The organism is Thiohalorhabdus sp., assembly GCF_046545655.1.
Lineage (GTDB): Bacteria > Pseudomonadota > Gammaproteobacteria > Thiohalorhabdales > Thiohalorhabdaceae > Thiohalorhabdus.
Genome location: NZ_JBKGZG010000004.1, coordinates 15588 through 29917 on the forward strand (window position 1 = coordinate 15588; position 14330 = coordinate 29917).

Here is a 14330-nt window from a genome sequence, read left to right on the forward strand (position 1 = left end):
GCGGGTTTCCGGGGAGGGGCAGCCGGGCGGGAAACCCAACGAAAGGAGACGGGCACATGCGGCTTCGCAAGGGGATGGTGTTGGGACTGACGACGGTGGCCCTCGCCGGCTGCGGGGACCAGGAGGCCTACGATCCGGAGGCGGGCACCGACGCCTCCACCATGTTCGAGGAGGGGTGCGCCCATTGCCACGGCCAGGAAGGGCAGGGCAAGTTCGGCTTCCTGCTGTCCCTCGAGGACACCCAGCTGGCCGAGGAGGGCATTGCGGACATGATCGCCAACGGCACCGGCATCATGCCCGCCTTCCCCGAGCTGGAGGAGGACCAGCGCCGGGACCTGGCCCGCTACGTTACGGACCTCTAGGATCCCGGGGGAGAATACGGGCCGGAGGGGGGTGGAACCGGCCTGGCCTGGCCCTTGGGCCCACGGCCTCCCGGCCCTCCTTTCCTCCGCTCCTGCCGGTTCCCCCACCGGGAATTTCTTTAGAGCAAGCGAACCCGATCGGGGACACCCCTTTCCTCGTTTGCCCTTTCCCTTAGGATGTGGTAGCCAGAGGGTGTTCCTCGGGGGGGAATCCGCCCTAGTTGGATCCGCCCTTCCGCTCTAGCTCCAGTGAATATCAAGGATCCCATGCGCCTCCGGACCCTCCTGCTCGCCCTGACCGTCCTGCCCCTTCCCGTCTGGGCCCTCAGTCCCGATGAGCTGCGCACGGATGCCCCTTCGGTCTATACCGTCGAGAAGGGGGACACCCTCTGGGACATCGCCGCCACTTTCCTGGACGACCCTTGGAGGTGGGAAGAGCTCTGGGACCGAAACCCCTACATCAGCAACCCGGACCTGATCTACCCCGGCGACCGTCTGGTTCTGCGGGTGGTGGACGGCGAGGCCCGCCTTACCCGGCAGCGGGTTGAACGGCTGTCCCCGGAGGCCGAAGAGCAGCCGGTGGAGCGCCTGGAGGCTATTTCTACCGTTGACCCCAGCGTGGTGGTGCCCTTCCTTGGCCGCTACGGCATCGTCGATCCGGAAACCGAGCCGGCCGACCTGGGGGGCTATCTGGTGGCGGGGGAGAACGAGCGTGTCATGTACGCCACCGGCGACCGGGTCTTCACCCGACTGAAAGAGCCGGAGGAGCTGGAGGACCCCACCGCGCGGGACTGGCACAGCTACGATGAGCCGGAGGCCCTTCGCGACCCGGACAGCGGAGCCCACCTTGGCTACCTTCTGCGACACACGGGCACCCTCTCCCTGGAAGGTCCCGCCGAGGATGGCCTATTCGAATCCCGCGTTGAGCGCACCTTCGCGCCCGTGGAGGCCGGCGACCACCTGTATCCCGCCGATGGGGACTACGAGGCCCGCTTCACACCCGAAGCCGCCCCCGACGTGGAAGGCCGAGTGCTGCGTCACGTGGAGGAGGAAAGCCTGGTGGGGCAGGGCCAGATCGTGGTGCTCAATCTCGGCAGCCGGGATGGCCTCGAAAAGGGGCACGTCCTGCAGGTGCTGGGGAGCAGCCAAACCGTGGACGACCCCCAGCGCTTCGGGTCCGCCGAGCTGCCCGGTAGGGACAAGGGGACCCTCCTGGTCTTTCAGGTTGGGCAGAGGCTCAGCTTCGCCATGATCATGGAAAATTCCCGGGCCATCGCGGCCAAGGATCGGGTGGTCAGCCCGGAGCGCTGAACGTGGCCCTGGATCCCCGTGCGCGCGCCTGGCTGACCATTCGCCACGCCCCAGGCATGGGGGAGCGCCTCCTGAGCCGGCTCATGGATGTCTACCCCGATCCCGAGGAGGCCCTGGCCGCCCCCGCCGCGGAGCTCAAACAGCGGGCCGGCATCCCCCCGGCAACCGCCGCCGCCCTCCACCGGAGCGAGGCGCAGCCGGCCCTCGAGGACGATGCAGCCTGGCTCCGGCCCCCCGACCGCACCCTCCTGGCCCGCCCCGATCCCCGCTATCCCGCCCTGCTCGCCGAAACCCCCGATCCACCGCCGCTGCTCTACGTGGAGGGGCGCCCGGAGGCCCTGGAGGAGCGGCCCGCCCTGGCCGTGGTGGGGAGCCGCAACGCCTCGCGCGCCGGACGCCAGGACGCGCGGGCCTTCGCCCGCGATCTCGCCGCCAGCGGCTTCTGCATCGTCAGCGGCCTGGCGCGGGGCATCGACGCTGCCGCCCACCGGGGCGCCCTGGAGGGCGGCGGCTGGACCGTTGCCGTACAGGGTTGCGGGCCCGACCGGGTCTACCCCGGCGAGCACGCCGACCTGGCCGCGGAGGTAGCGGCCCGGGGGGCCCTCGTCAGCGAGTTCCCCGTGGGCACCCCGCCCCGCCGTAGCCACTTTCCCCAGCGCAACCGCATCGTCAGCGGCCTGAGCCTGGGCGTGCTGGTGGTGGAGGCCGGGGAGCGCTCGGGCGCCTTGACCACAGCCCGCTGGGCGGGTAGGCAGGGAAGGGAGGTGCTCGCAATTCCGGGCTCCATCCATTCGCCCCTGAGCCGGGGTCCCCACGCCCTGATCCGCGAAGGGGCCAAGCTGGTGGAGACGCTGGCCGACGTGGCGGAGGAACTCCCGCCACCCCGGCCGGTCCCATCGGAGGCGGCACCGGCCGGGGAGCCGGAAGCCGCGACGGCCCTGGCGGGAGAGCAACGGACCGTGGCTCAAAGCGTCGATTTTCACCCAACCGCCCTCGATCAGGTGGTCAACCGCTCCGGCTTGACCCCCGATAGGGTTTCGGCCATTCTCCTTGAGTTCGAAATCCTGGGGGTGGTGGCCGCCGAGCCAGGCGGTTTCTACATCCGCACACCCGCAGACGGGGCAAGAGGAACATGAACGAGAACGTCCTGGATATTCTGATGTATCTGTTCGAGAACTACTTCTCGGAGCCCATGGACGAAGCGCCCGATCAGAACGTGCTGCAGACTGAGCTGGTGGAGGCGGGATTCGCGGAGCCCAAGGTGAAGAAGGCCTTCTCCTGGCTGGAGGGGCTCGCCCACCAGCAGTCCGGAACCGCCAAGGAGCCCGGCGGCGGCCCCTCCCACCGCTCCGTGCGGATCTTCACCGAGGAGGAAGAGCACAAGATGACCCGGGACGCCCGGGGGTTCCTGACCTTCCTGGAGGATTCCGGGGTGGTGGACGCGGGCACCCGCGAGGTGCTCATCGACCGGCTCATGGCCCTGGACAGCGACGAGATCGACGCCGAGGCTCTGAGCTGGGTCCTGCTCATGGTCCTGCATAACAGCCCCGGTCACGAGGGGGCCTACGTGTGGGTGGAGGATATGATCTTCGACCGCATGGACGGGGTCTTCCACTAGGGTGCTCCGCCCAGGCTCCATGCGTTTTCCCAGGCCGTCCGGGCCCCCCCGGGCGGCCTTCGGTTTCCTGAGGGGTCCCTTCCGTCCGGGGCCCCCGACGGCGCGGCCGTCCCCGGCACCTGACAGGTAGCGGTCTCATGGCAAAGCATCTGGTGATCGTCGAGTCCCCGGCGAAGGCCAAGAGCATCAACAACTACCTCGGCAAGGACTACAAGGTCATGGCGTCCTACGGCCACGTGCGCGATCTGCGCGCCAAGGAGGGTGCCGTGGACCCGGAGCACGACTTTGCCATGACCTACGAGGTCATCGACCGCAACAAGAAGCACGTGGACGCCATCGCCGCGGAGCTGGACAAGGCCGAAGACCTCTACCTCGCCACCGACCCCGACCGCGAGGGGGAGGCCATCGCCTGGCACCTGGTGCAGCTGCTGCGCGAGCAGGGACACCTGGAAGGCAAGGGGGTCTACCGGGTGGTCTTCCACGAGATCACCAAGGGCGCCGTGCGCGAGGCCATGGAGCACCCCCGCGACATCTCCGAGGACCTGGTGAACGCCCAGCAGGCGCGCCGGGCCCTGGACTATCTGGTGGGCTTCAACCTCTCCCCGCTGCTGTGGAAAAAGGTGCGCCGGGGCCTCTCCGCCGGCCGGGTGCAGAGCCCGGCGCTGCGCCTCATCGCCGAGCGCGAGGAGGAGATCGAGAACTTCGAGCCCACCGAATACTGGTCCATCGAGGCGGACCTGGCGGGAGAGAACGAGAAGGGGGAGCAGCAGCCCTTCACCGCCACCCTAGTGGAGGCGGAGGGGCAGAAGCTGGAGAAGCTCTCCATCGGCAACGGCGCGCGCGCCGAGGAGCTCCGGTCCCATGTGGAGGCGGCCGCCGGGGACGGGACGCTGCCCGTCACCTCGGTGGAGAAGAAGCAGCGCAAGCGCAACCCCACGCCCCCCTTCACCACCTCCACCCTGCAGCAGGAGGCCTCGCGCAAGCTGGGCTTCTCCGTCTCCAAGACCATGCGGGTGGCCCAGCAGCTCTACGAGGGCATCGACCTCGGCGAGGGCACCGTCGGCCTCATCACCTACATGCGTACCGACTCGGTGAACCTCTCCGAGGAGGCCATCGCGGAGGCCCGCGGCCTCATCGGCGAGCGCTACGGGAAGGACTACCTCCCCGAGCAGCCGCGCCAGTTCAAGTCCCAGTCCAAGAACGCCCAGGAGGCCCACGAGGCGGTGCGCCCCACCAGCCCGAGCCGGCTCCCGGAGCAGGTGAAGGACAAGCTGGATAAGGACCAGTACCGCCTCTACGAGCTGGTGTGGAAGCGCATGGTGGCGGGGCAGATGACTCCTGCGCTCGTGGATACGGTCACCGCCCACTTTGAGATCGAGCCCGGCTGGCGCCTCAAGGCCAGCGGCTCTACCATCGCCTTCCCGGGCTTCCTCAAGGTGTACGAGGAGGGCCGCGACGACGCCGGCGAGGAGAAGGAGAGCAAGCTGCCGCCTCTGGCCGAGGGCGACCGCCCGGAGCTGCTCCAGGTGCGCGGGGAGCAGCACTTCACCGAGCCACCGCCGCGCTACACCGAGGCCACCCTGGTGCGGAAGCTGGAATCCTTCGGCATTGGCCGGCCCTCCACCTACGCCTCCATCCTGTCCACCCTGCAGGACCGGGGCTACGTGGAGCAGCAGAACAAGCGCTTCTTCCTCACCGACGTGGGCAAGGTGGTGAACCGTTTCCTCACCAACCACTTCACCACCTACGTGGACTACGACTTCACCGCCAAGCTGGAGGATGAGCTCGACGCCATCTCCCGCGGCGAAGAGGACTGGAGACCCGTCCTCCGAGAGTTCTGGGAGCCCTTCCACAAGCAGGTGGAGGAGAAGGAGGAGAGCGTAAGCCGCTCCGAGGTCACCTCGGAGGCCATGGAGGAGACCTGCCCCAAGTGCGGCGCGCAGCTGGAGAAGAAGCTGGGCCGCCACGGCCAGTTCATCGGCTGCTCCGCCTATCCGGAATGCGACTACACCCGGCCGGTGGAGGGGGAGGCGCCCGAGCCCGAGGTCACCGACCGCACCTGCCCCAAGTGCGAGCGGCCCCTGGCCATCAAGCACGGGCGCTACGGCAAGTTCCTGGGCTGCACCGGCTATCCGGAGTGCAAGTACCTGGAGCCGCTGGAGAAGCCCAAGGGCACGGGGGTGACCTGCCCGGAGTGCGGCAAGGGCGAGATCCAGGAGAAGAAGTCCCGCAAGGGCAAGACCTTCTACAGCTGCTCCGAGTACCCCGAATGCAAGTACGCCATGCCCAATCCGCCCATCGACGAGCCGTGCCCCGAGTGTGGCTCCAAGGTCCTCATGGACAAGACCACCAAGAAGTACGGGCGCGAAAAGGTGTGCCCCAACAAGGAGTGCAAGTACCGGGCGCCGTACCCGGAAGGCGAGGAGGAATCCGCCGGAAACGGGGAGGGGACCGACAAGGACCGCCAACCGGTGAACGCCAAATCCGATTCCTAGAAGATGGATTCACCGCAGCGACGCAAAGGAAGCAGAGAAAGGCCTGAAATTACGCGGTTCACGCCCATGCCCACTCCCACCTCGTATCCGAGCAAGGACGCCGCCCGCCGGGCCGCCTGGGATGCCCTCCAAGAACAGCGGGCGGCCCGCTTCCCCTATCCGCCCCACGGCCGCATTCCCAACTTCGCCGGCGCCGACTCCGCCGCCTCCCGCCTGCTCGCTCATCCGCGTCTCGCCGAAGCCCGGGCCATCAAGGCCAACCCCGACGCCCCGCAGCGGCCCGTGCGCCTCGGCGCCCTGGAGCGGGGGATCACCGTGTACATGCCCACGCCCCGCCTGCGCGGCGGCTTCCATCGCCTCGACCCGGAACGGATCCCTCCCGGGCACTTGAAGGAGGCCGCTTCGCTGTCCAAGGGGGCCCGGTGGGCCGAGGCGGTGCCCCTGCGGGCCCTGGCCGAGCCCATCGATCTGATCGTCACCGGCTCCGTGGCGGTCACCCGGGGCGGGAAGCGCTGCGGCAAGGGCCACGGCTACGGCGACCTGGAGTACGCCATCCTCCGCGAGCTGGGCCACCCGCCCATCCCGGTGGCCACCTCCGTCCATCCCCTGCAGATGGTGGGCGATTTCCCCGCCGATCCCTTCGACCTGCCGGTATCCCTGATCGCCACCTCGGAGGAGATTATCGAGGTGGCCAACCCCCCGGCCGCGCCCGCCGGTATCGACTGGCAGGCCTTGCCCGAAACCGCCCTCACCGAGATGCCGGTGCTCAAAGCGCTACGAGGCCGACGAACCGCCCAGGACGCCAGGAGTCCCCAAGGAAACCCATTTTCTTAACCGGTCAGGGCTGGCTACAGGGGTTCGCACAGGGGTACAAGCACAGATCGCGGATAAGCACCCGCGAGAACAAAAAAGGCCGGGGGCACACCCCGGCCTTTTCGTTGCCACTTCCGGGAATCCGTAGGCCTTGACGCTCTTGGCCTCCTTGGCGCTTCCCCCGGCCGTTCAGACGTCCAGGTTCTCCACCTCCAGGGCGTTGGCCTCCAGGAAGGCGCGCCGGGGCTCCACATCGTCGCCCATGAGGGTGGTGAAGATCTGGTCCGCCGCCACCGCGTCCTCGATCTGCACCTGGAGCATGCGCCGGGTCTCCGGGTTCATGGTGGTATCCCAGAGCTGCTCGGCGTTCATCTCGCCGAGACCCTTGTACCGCTGCACGGAGAGGCCGCGCTTGCCCTCCTCGAGCAGCCAGTCCACCACGTGCTCGAAGGACTCCACCTCCTTCTCCCGCTCGCCTCGACGCACCCGGGCCGGGGGCTCCAGCAGGCCCTCGAGGTTGCGCGCCATGTCCCGGATGCGGCCGTACTCCGGCGACTCGAGGAATTCCCGGTCCACCGTGGAGCGCGTCACCGAGCCGTGCTCGTAGCGCTCGATGGTGGCCTTGTGCCCGCCCTGCTCCGGATCGGGGAGGATCTGCATGCGGGCGTGGACGTCCTCGCCGCCGCCTTCCGTGAGATTCGCCACCACCGGCTCCAGGGAGGCCCGCAGCTGCTCCTCCGCCGCGCAGGCCTCCGGGCCGAGCTCGGGGTGGGCCAGGAGGGTGCGCAGCAGGACCGGATCGTACCGGCGGCTCAGCCGCTCCACGAGCCGCTGCACGTCCCGGAACCGCCGGGCCAGATCCAGCAGGCGGTTCCCCTCGATGGGCTCCGCGGCGGACTCGCTGGGGTAGAGCCGGGCGCCCTCCAGGGCGTTCTCGAAGAGGTACTCCTCCAGGGACTCCTCGTCCTTGAGGTAGGTCTCCTTCTTCCCCCGCGTCACCTTGTACAGCGGCGGCTGGGCGATGAAGATGTGACCGCGCTCCACCAGCTCGTACATCTGCCGGTAGAAGAAGGTGAGCAGGAGGGTGCGGATGTGGGCGCCGTCCACGTCCGCGTCGGTCATGATGATGATGCGGTTGTAGCGCAGCTTCTCCGGGTCGAAGTCCTCCTTGCCCGCACCGGTACCGAGCGCGGTGATCAGCGTGCCGATCTCCTGGTGGGAGAGGATCTTGTCGAAGCGCGCCTTCTCGACATTCAGGATCTTGCCGCGCAGGGGCAGGATGGCCTGGAAACGCCGGTCCCGGCCCTGCTTGGCCGAGCCGCCGGCGGAGTCGCCCTCCACCAGGTACAGCTCCGACTCGGAGGGATCCTTGGTCTGGCAATCGGCCAGCTTGCCCGGCAGGTTGGCGGTCTCCAGGGCCCCCTTGCGCCGGGTGAGGTCGCGGGCCTTGCGGGCCGCCTGGCGCGCCCGGGCCGCCTCCACCACCTTGGAGCCGATGGCCTTGGCCTCCTTGGGGTGCTCCTCGAGGTACCGGGTGAGGGCCTCGTTGAGCACCGTCTCCACCACGTTCTTCACTTCGGAGGAGACCAGCTTGTCCTTGGTCTGGGAGCTGAACTTGGGGTCGGGGACCTTCACGGAGATCACCGCCGTCAGCCCCTCCCGGGCGTCCTCGCCGGAGGTCTGCACCTTCTCCTTCTTGGCCAGCCCCGCCGCCTCGATGTAGTTGTTGATGCTCCGGGTGAGGCCTGCCTTGAAGCCGGAGAGGTGGGTGCCGCCGTCGCCCTGGGGGATGTTGTTGGTGTAGCAGAAGACGTTTTCCTGGTAGGACTCGTTCCACTGCAGGGCGATCTCCACCTCCATGCCCTCGCTACCCTCGTTGATGTAGACGGGCTCGGGGTGGAGGGGATGCTTGTGCTGGTTGAGGTGGTCGACGAAGGAACGGATGCCGCCGGCGTAGGCGAACTCCTCCTCCTTATCGCTCCGCTCGTCGCGCAGGACGATGGCCACTCCGGCGTTGAGGAAGGAGAGCTCCCGCAGGCGCCGGGCCAGGACGTCGTAGTGGAAGCGGGTGTCGGAGAAGATCTCGGGGCTGGGGCGGAACTGGATGGTGGTGCCCGTGCCCTCGGCTTCGCCGCTGGGCTCAAAGCCGGTGACCGGCTCGCCGAGTCGGTACTCCTGGTGCCAGATCCGGCCTTCCCGGCGCACCGTCAGCCGTAGCCATTCGGAGAGGGCGTTCACCACCGACACGCCCACGCCGTGAAGGCCCCCGGAGACTTTGTAGCTGTTGTCGTCGAACTTCCCGCCGGCGTGCAGGCTGGTCATGATGACCTCGGCGGCGGGACGGTCCTCCTCGCGGTGCCAATCCACAGGGATGCCCCGGCCGTTGTCGGCCACCGTGACCGAGTCGTCGGTATGGATGGTGACCTCGATGCGGTCGCAGTGCCCCGCCAGGGCCTCGTCGATGGCGTTGTCCACCACCTCGAAGACCATGTGGTGGAGGCCGGTGCCGTCGTCCGTGTCCCCGATGTACATCCCGGGCCGTTTGCGCACCGCCTCCAGGCCCTTCAGGACCTTGATGCTCGAAGAATCGTAGGCCTTCGTGGTATCGGGCATTCACTCGCTCCGCTCGATGGTCCCCTCGTGCACCCGGAATGTTGCCGCCGGGGTACCAGAGGAGGGGAGGGGGCACAAGGCCTCCTCCGTGCTGGTGACGAAAACCTGCCGGCCGTAGCGCTCCAGAAGGTCCATGGCCGCCCGCCGCCGCTCCGGGTCCAGCTCGGAGCCCACGTCGTCGAACAGGAAGACAGGGACCTCCCCGCTCACCTCCAGGGCCAGGGCCAGCTGGGCGAGGCGCAGGGCCAGGAGGATAATCTTTTGCTGGCCCCTGGAGGCGCGCTCCCGGGCGGGGCTGCCGTCCAGGATCAGGCGCAGATCCGCCCGGTGGGGCCCGACCCGGGTGGTGTCGAGCTCCCGCCGGCGGTCCCGCTCAAGGGCCTCCGCCAGTCCCAGGGCCTCCGGCCAGCCCCGCTCCAGCCGCATGGTGAGCTCCCCGGCGCCGCCCAGCTCCCCGAAGATCTCCTGCACCTTGCCCTCCAGCCGGGCCACGTAGGCTTCGCGCCGCTGGTTGATTTCCTCCCCGGAGGCGGCCAGCTGGCTGGCCCAGGGATCGGGGCCGCCAGGGCCCGCCTTCAGCCAGCGGTTGCGCTGTTGCAGGGTCCGGTGGTAGCGCCGTGCCAGATCCAGGTAGGCGGGTTCCACGTGGAACAGCCCCCAGTCGAGGAACCGGCGGCGCTCCCGGGGTCCCCCGGAAGCCAGCCGGTGGCCCTCCGGGGTGTAGTGGATGGTCTTCAGGACCCCGGCCAGGGCGGAGAAGCCGGGAACGTTGACCCCGTCCAGGCGGATTTCCCGGGACCCCTCGCCGAGGCGGACGCCCAGGGCGTGCTCACTGCGATCAACGATCCGGGCGGAGAGCACCGCCTCGCCGTCGCCGTTCTGGCGGAGGGTATCCGGACCGCCGCGCCGAAAGGAACGCCCGGAGGCGAGGAAGTGGATGGCCTCCAGGACGCTCGTCTTGCCTGCCCCGTTCACCCCCACCAGGCGGTTCACCCCTTCCGCAGGATCCAGGCGGGCCGAGGAGATGTTCCGGAAGGCGCCGATCTGGAGCCGTTGAATGACCACCACCACTCCATTGGCCGGGCTGCGAGGACCGCCGGTTCCCGGCGGAAGACCGTCCCGGTCCGCGCCGACCGCCGGGGCTTCGACCTCGTGGCCCTGAGGGCGGGCAGGGCACGCAAGCCGTTTCGTGCGCCTATCTATTCTAACGCATAACCGGAAGTTTCGGGGGCCTGGGGATCACGGAAAGCGAGGTCCGCGCCGAAGGGGGGAGGGGTGGACCCATTCCAACCGGGGGGAAGGGGTGCCCGGATCGGCGCCCGGCGCCTTGCCGGGAGGGCCCCCGGTCCCGCTAGAGCCGCATGGGCATGATGACGTATTTAATGGAGGTGTCGTCCGGAGGCATGATCAGGCAGCTGGACTGGGCGTCCCAGACGTGGATGACCACGTCTTCGGTGGGAAGGGCGCCCATGGCCTGCTGCAGGTATTCCACGTTGAAGCCGATCTCCAGCGGCTCGCCCTCGTAGGTGACGGGCACCTCTTCCGCGCCCTGATCCTGGTCGGGGTTCTCCGCGGAAAGCTCCAGGGTCCCCTCCCGGCAGGACAGACGGATGCCGTGGGTCTTGCGGTTGGAGAGGATAGCGATCCGTCGCAGGGCCTGCTGGATGGTCTTGCGGTCGCCGATGATCCGGTGGCCGTTGGCCTCTGGGATAACACGGCGGTAGTCGGGGAACTTCCCCTCGATGAGCTTGGAGGTGAAGGTCACCCCCGGCAGTCGGAAGCGCACGTGGTTGGCGGTGAAGCCTACCGTGACGGGGTCGTCGGTGTCCCCCAGGAGGCGCTCCAGCTCCTGGACCCCCTTGCGGGGGAGGATCACCCGGGTCTCCTCGGTGGTGGCTTCCACCTCGCGGTCCATGAGGGCAAGACGGTGGCCGTCGGTGGCCACCGCGCGCAGGTTGGCCTCGTTCCACTCGAGGAGGACCCCGTTCAGGTAGTACCGCACGTCGTCGCGGGCCATGGCGAAGGAGGTCCCCTCCAGCAGGGCCTTCAGGGCCCCCTGAGGGATGCCCACCTCCCGCTCGTAAGTGTCCAGCTCCAGGCGGGGGAAGTCTTCCGGCTGTAGGCCCGCCAGCCGATAGCGGCCCCGGCCGGCCTGCACGGTGACCCCGGACTCGTCCTGGAAGACGTTCACCTGGGCGCCGTCGGGCAGGGTGCGGGCGATATCGAGGAACTTCCGCGCCGGCACGGTGGCCGTTCCGGGCTCCTCCACCTCCCCAGGGAACCCAGCCTGGAGCTCCACCTCCAGGTCGGTCCCCGTCAGCGCCACCTCCCCGTCCTCGGCCCGCACATGCAGATGGCCCAGGATGGGCAGGGTCTGGCGGCTCTCCACGACGGACGCCGCGGGATTCAGGCCCGCGAGTAGATCCTCCTTGGCACACCGAAACCGCACTGGCTCCCCCTCAGACGTGGCGTAGGGCCCGGGCGTTCAGCCCGTCAGAACCCGTTTCAGGTTGTTGAGATCCTCGCGCAGACGCGGGTCCTCCCGCTGCCGCTCCTCCACCTTCCGGCAGCCGTAAAGGACCGTGGTGTGGTCCCGACCGCCGAAGGCGTCCCCGATCTCGGGGAGGCTATGGTCCGTCAGCTGCTTGGCCAGGGCCATGGCCACCTGCCGGGGGGCGGCGATGGCGCGCGAACGCTTCTTGGACCGCATGTCCGCCACCCGGATGTTGTAGTAGTTGGCCACGACCTTCTGGATGTTCTCAATGGTAATCAGCCGGGTCTGCATCTCCAACAGATCCGCCAGGGCCTCCTTCGTGAGGTCCATATCCACGTTCCGGCCCAGAAAGCGGGCATGGGCTACTACGCGGTTGAAGGCCCCCTCCAGGTCGCGGACGTTGGACTGGATGCGCTCGGAGATGAAGAACGCCACCTCCTCGGGCAGATCCACCCCGCTGGAGGCAGCCTTACGCATGAGGATGGCCATGCGGGTCTCCAGCTCCGGCGGCTCGATGGCCACGGTAAGGCCCCAACCGAACCGGGAGCGCAGGCGCTCCTCCAGTCCCTCCACCTCCTTGGGATAGCGGTCGCAGGAGATACCGATCTGGCTATTGAGATCCATGAGGGTGTTGAAGGTGTGGAAGAGCTCCTCCTGCGTGCGGTCCTTGCCGGCAAAGAACTGGATGTCGTCGATCAGGAGCACATCCAGACTGCGATAGCGCTGATTGAAGTCCTCGATGGCGTTGTGCTGGATAGACCGCACCATCTCGTTCACGAACCGATGGGCGGTGATGTAGCGCACCTTGGCCTCGGCGTCGTGCTGCCGTACCTGGTTGCCGATGGCCTGCATCAGGTGGGTCTTGCCGAGGCCGGTGCCCCCGTAGATGTACAAGGGGTTGTAGGCGCCACCCGGGTTCTCGGCCACTTGGCGGGAGGCGGCCAGGGCCAGCTGATTGGACTTGCCCTCCACGAAGGTCTCGAAGGTGAACTGGGGATCGAGCATGTCTCGGGACCGGCCGGTGCCCCGGGAAGAGGGCGCCTTCTCCCGGGGAGCCTGGGGCCGGGAGTCGGCGGAAGCGGTCTCGGCTTCCGGTACCGCAGTCTCGGCCACCTCCAGCTCGACCGCCAGTCGACCCTCGCCGAAGTGCTCTACCAGCTCGGCAATGCGCCCGAGGAAGCGCTCCCGGATCCAGTCGTAGAAAAAGCGGTTACTCACTTGCAGATGGAGGCGCTCCTCGGCCTCCTCGGCCTGAATGGGCCGGATCCAGGTATTGAACTGCTGCGAGGAAAGCTCCTCGCTCAAGCGTTCCAGGCATAGCTTCCATACGGCCGATTGCGCCAACTAGGGCCCCCACTTGCGCGTTCCCAGCGTCCGATGCATCGAGCAGGAGGATTCTAACCCAATCGGGCTGGGCCGGGTCGAATACCGAACGGTGGAGAGCCTGGGGAAATCCTGGGAAGGGGTGTGGATAAAGGGGTCGACTGTCCCCAAGGCGGCGCCCAGCTCCGATTCCCTCCCCGTTTTGTCCCATCGTGCTCCCCGGCCGTCTCCCCTGGGTAGCCCACAAGGCCACGACCCGGGAAATTCCCTGGATTTAATGAGTTTCTCGATTTCTCCACACCCAGGGCCCGCCCCCAATAAGTAATAACAAGTCGTAAAATGAAACTACAATTATCTTTATTGGTGAGGGAAAGCGGACCCCATTCGTTTTGGGCCACGGCGTGGATCCCGCAATTGACAGCCTCGTCGGCGGGGCAGTATCTTATTCGCTTTTTTGGACGGTTTTTTCCCGGACTTCCCGGGAGCACCCTCCATCCGAATCCGCGGAGCGCACCAATGAAGCACACCTTTCAGCCCAGCAATATCCGTCGCAAGCGCCGGCACGGCTTTCGTGCCCGGATGGCCACCAAGGGCGGCAAACGCGTTCTCAAACGGCGCCGGGCCAAGGGCCGGAAGCGGCTAACCCCCTGATCCGCTCCTTCGACCCCACCTACGGCGGGAAAGGCCCCGCGGGATGGCCCTCTGGAGCGCCAAGCCATTGAGCTCCGGTTTTCCCCAAGCGGCCCGCATCAAGAAGCCCCGGGAATTCCAGCGGGTCTTCCAGGGGGGAGCCAAAACGGTGGGGCGGTTTTTCGTTGTCTTCGCCCGGCGGCGCGACAAGGCCCGTGCCCGGCTCGGGCTGGCAGTAGGGCGCAAGGTGGGCAACGCCGTGGTCCGCAACCGGATCAAACGCCTTGTCCGGGAGGGCTTCCGGCATGAGCAAGACCGGCTCCAGGGTCTGGAGGTGGTGGTGGTGGCTCGGGGGTCGGCCGCCCGGGGAACCTCTGGGCAGCTCACCGACGACCTCGCCGCATGTTGGAGGAAGATCAGCCATGATCAGTAGGTTCCTTGTACTGATCATCCGCGGCTACCGGTGGCTGATCAGTCCCCTGCTCGGAGCCCATTGCCGGTTTCAACCGACATGCAGTAGCTACGCCATCACCGCCCTAGAACGGCACGGCCCCATCAAGGGGGGCTGGTTGGCATTGCGCCGCATTCTCCGCTGTCACCCCTTCCATCCCGGGGGCGACGATCCGGTCCCCTAGGGGTGCCGAAGGCGGGCCCCCATTCTTCCACAACCG

Annotated in this window: 13 protein-coding genes; 9 read left to right on the plus strand and 4 right to left on the minus strand. The window is 67.8% G+C overall.

What is annotated here, in order from left to right; genetic code table 11:
• The first annotated feature begins 56 nt into the window (after positions 1-56).
• The 6 genes from ACLFRB_RS01775 to ACLFRB_RS01800 all read left to right on the plus strand — a co-directional run bounded on the left by ACLFRB_RS01775 (position 57) and on the right by ACLFRB_RS01800 (position 6620).
• A complete protein-coding gene (locus ACLFRB_RS01775; protein WP_411067282.1) occupies positions 57-362 on the plus strand; it encodes a c-type cytochrome in 306 nt (101 codons plus the stop codon).
• 267 nt (positions 363-629) lie between these two features.
• Positions 630-1673: a LysM peptidoglycan-binding domain-containing protein gene (locus ACLFRB_RS01780; protein ID WP_411067283.1), complete on the plus strand. Its 1044-nt coding sequence runs from the start codon at positions 630-632 to the stop codon at positions 1671-1673.
• Between the two features lie 2 nt (positions 1674-1675).
• Positions 1676-2809, plus strand: coding sequence for a DNA-processing protein DprA (gene dprA / locus ACLFRB_RS01785; RefSeq protein WP_411067284.1), 1134 nt, complete (start codon positions 1676-1678; stop codon positions 2807-2809).
• Positions 2806-3291 (plus strand): DUF494 domain-containing protein, encoded by a 486-nt coding sequence (locus ACLFRB_RS01790; protein ID WP_411067285.1) that lies wholly within the window; start codon positions 2806-2808, stop codon positions 3289-3291. The genes dprA and ACLFRB_RS01790 overlap by 4 nt, the downstream gene beginning before the upstream one ends.
• A 137-nt stretch (positions 3292-3428) precedes the next feature.
• Positions 3429-5786: a type I DNA topoisomerase gene (gene topA / locus ACLFRB_RS01795; protein ID WP_411067286.1), complete on the plus strand. Its 2358-nt coding sequence runs from the start codon at positions 3429-3431 to the stop codon at positions 5784-5786.
• Between the two features lie 66 nt (positions 5787-5852).
• Positions 5853-6620: a 5-formyltetrahydrofolate cyclo-ligase gene (locus tag ACLFRB_RS01800; RefSeq protein ID WP_411067287.1), complete on the plus strand. Its 768-nt coding sequence runs from the start codon at positions 5853-5855 to the stop codon at positions 6618-6620.
• A 168-nt stretch (positions 6621-6788) separates the two neighbouring features.
• Here ACLFRB_RS01800 and gyrB read toward each other — a convergent pair whose 3' ends face one another.
• The 4 genes from gyrB to dnaA form a co-directional block, all read right to left on the minus strand.
• Complete coding sequence (gene gyrB, locus ACLFRB_RS01805; RefSeq protein ID WP_411067288.1) at positions 6789-9212, minus strand: DNA topoisomerase (ATP-hydrolyzing) subunit B; 2424 nt, start codon at positions 9210-9212, stop codon at positions 6789-6791.
• The gene (gene recF / locus ACLFRB_RS01810) at positions 9213-10277 is read right to left on the minus strand and encodes a DNA replication/repair protein RecF (protein WP_411067289.1); all 1065 of its coding nucleotides are present in this window, start codon (positions 10275-10277) and stop codon (positions 9213-9215) included. It abuts the gene before it with no gap.
• 286 nt (positions 10278-10563) lie between these two features.
• Positions 10564-11661: a DNA polymerase III subunit beta gene (gene dnaN / locus ACLFRB_RS01815; protein ID WP_411067290.1), complete on the minus strand. Its 1098-nt coding sequence runs from the start codon at positions 11659-11661 to the stop codon at positions 10564-10566.
• A gap of 36 nt (positions 11662-11697) precedes the next feature.
• Positions 11698-13050 (minus strand): chromosomal replication initiator protein DnaA, encoded by a 1353-nt coding sequence (gene dnaA / locus ACLFRB_RS01820; protein ID WP_411067291.1) that lies wholly within the window; start codon positions 13048-13050, stop codon positions 11698-11700.
• 495 nt (positions 13051-13545) lie between these two features.
• Here dnaA and rpmH point away from each other — a divergent pair, with 495 nt between their 5' ends.
• The 3 genes from rpmH to yidD are packed head-to-tail and all read left to right on the plus strand — an operon-like array spanning position 13546 to position 14294.
• Positions 13546-13680, plus strand: a complete 135-nt coding sequence (gene rpmH / locus ACLFRB_RS01825) for a 50S ribosomal protein L34 (RefSeq protein WP_054964917.1) — start codon at positions 13546-13548, stop codon at positions 13678-13680.
• Positions 13681-13723: 43 nt separating this feature from the next.
• Complete coding sequence (rnpA, locus tag ACLFRB_RS01830) at positions 13724-14092, plus strand: ribonuclease P protein component (RefSeq protein WP_411067292.1); 369 nt, start codon at positions 13724-13726, stop codon at positions 14090-14092.
• Complete coding sequence (gene yidD / locus ACLFRB_RS01835; RefSeq protein ID WP_411067293.1) at positions 14082-14294, plus strand: membrane protein insertion efficiency factor YidD; 213 nt, start codon at positions 14082-14084, stop codon at positions 14292-14294. The genes rnpA and yidD overlap by 11 nt, the downstream gene beginning before the upstream one ends.
• Positions 14295-14330 lie beyond the last annotated feature (36 nt).